Consider the following 2,121-nt stretch of genomic DNA (forward strand, 5'->3'; position numbering starts at 1 on the left):
AATACAATCATAGAATAGCTAATAAAATAAACCTACTAATTACCATGCATGGTAATTAGTAGGTTTATTTTATTTAATTAAGCTTTAAAATTTTAAAAATATATCTAAGATACTATAGGTTGTGATAACCTATATAAAATAAATAATCTTAAAGCATTTATATATTTTATGATATAATTAGCTTTATATAATAAAATAACAATTAAAAGATCTTTTTTAAAATATCATATATTAAGAAATGATATAAATATTCATAAATATAAAAAAGGGAGGATGTTTTGTCATGGAGGATAATAGGATTTTAATAGCAAATCTACCAACACCTATAGAGAGGTTAAATAATTTAAGTGATAAATATGCTATGGGTATATATTTAAAAAGAGATGATTTTACAGGATCAGAAGTTTCGGGTAACAAGGTAAGAAAACTAGAATTTTCAATAGGTCATGCACTTGAAAAAGGTTGTGATACTATTATTACGGCTGGCGCCATCCAATCAAATCACTGTAGGGCAACAGCTGCTCTTTGTGCAAAGCTTGGATTAAATTGTGAGTTAATTATTAAAGGCGAAAGGCCAGATGACTTTGAAGGAAATATTTTTCTTTCTAAGATGCTGGGAGCTAATATACATTATATAGCTTCAGATGGTCCAGTGGATGAAAAAATGGAAAAAGTTAAAAAAGAAATAGAGCTTAAAGATAAGAAAGGCTATATTATTCCAATTGGAGCTTCTAATGCAGTAGGATCCCTAGGATATGCAGAAAATATGAAAGAAATTATAAAGCAAGAAAAAGAATTGGGATTAGAGTTTGATGCTATAGTAGTTACAGTTGGTTCAGGAGGTACATATGCTGGGCTTTGGTATGCTAATAGAAAATTAGAAAAAGAAAAGGATATAGTAGGATTTAGTGTATCTGATTCTACAGAAGAATTTACTTTAGATGTAAAAGATATTTTAATAGATATGTATAAAAGAGATGGAATTAAAGAAAAAATTGATGAAAATCGTATAATAATTAAAGATGAATATATAGGAGATGGGTATGCATTAAGCAGAGAAGAAGAAATTAGATTTATTTGTGATATTGCAAAATCAGAAGGTCTTGTATTTGACCCTGTTTATACAGGAAAGGCCTTCCGTGGTATGATAAGTGAAATTGAAAATGGAAATTTTAATGAGTATAAAAATATTCTATTTATCCATACTGGTGGTTTATTGGGATGGACCAGTGAACAAAGAAATATGGCAATGAAATTTAAATAGATATATTAGAATCCATTATTGATAAGTGTGTTAATAAGAGTAACTATCTGGATAGTTTTATTCTTCTAATTGGTCTTTAGAAAGAATAAAATCAAAATATAATAGGGCTAAGAATGTTACAAAGCTTATAATGGCTATAAATAGGCATTATAAGCTTTGTTTTATACTCCTTAAATGAAGAAGTCTTAAAGAAAGTATAATATCCATAGCTATTATTTCTTCTGACTTTGGTTGTTTTTTTTCTTGATAGGCTTTTTCACCTTTTTAGCTTTTCTCATCGAATTAATTAAGAATCCACCTTTAAATCTTCTTGGCTCATAAGAAACGATAAATGAAGTTGGCTCATGTTCATCTATTAAATCTAAAAGCTCTTCTTCTCTATTTCTTTTTGTAAGAATATCTAATCTATATCTTTTACTGTCTCTTCCTTCCCCTTCGTAAACAGTAACTCCAAACCCTTCATTTCTTAAATAGTTAATTAGATCTGTATTTTTTTCCATAAGATTTACTGAAAAGTTATTGTATCCAATTGCAAGTTTATTTTCAATAGCTCCACCTAAAAATGTACCTAGTCCAAATCCGAGAGCATATACTAACATTGCAAGTGGTCCTTGGTCTCCACTAAATACAAGAGATAATCCAGCTACATAGATAAGAGCTTCTCCAAATCCAAGAAGTGATGCTATCATAGTCATGTTTTTAACTGAAAATATTGTCCTAAGGGTCATAAGTGGAACGTATATTAATTGTAATACTAGAATTAATATTATATTTGTCATAAAATCTCCTTTCTAATTTAATATATTTAGGCGTTTGCGAAACGCCACAACCTGCTCAAATGCAGGATATTTTTTCTA

General features: G+C 28.6%; 2 protein-coding genes. One reads left to right on the top strand and one right to left on the bottom strand.

Translation table 11 applies throughout. The annotated features are described in order from the left end of the window. Window positions 1-283: 283 nt before the first annotated feature. Window positions 284-1,264: a D-cysteine desulfhydrase family protein gene (locus tag ACTHW2_RS11195; protein ID WP_442264005.1), complete on the top strand. Its 981-nt coding sequence runs from the start codon at window positions 284-286 to the stop codon at window positions 1,262-1,264. Window positions 1,265-1,476: 212 nt separating this feature from the next. Here ACTHW2_RS11195 and ACTHW2_RS11200 read toward each other — a convergent pair whose 3' ends face one another. Further along, window positions 1,477-2,043, bottom strand: coding sequence for a DUF2179 domain-containing protein (locus ACTHW2_RS11200; RefSeq protein WP_442264006.1), 567 nt, complete (start codon window positions 2,041-2,043; stop codon window positions 1,477-1,479). Window positions 2,044-2,121: the final 78 nt, after the last annotated feature.

This window comes from Tissierella sp. (assembly GCF_052089545.1).
Classification (GTDB): domain Bacteria; phylum Bacillota; class Clostridia; order Tissierellales; family Tissierellaceae; genus Tissierella_A.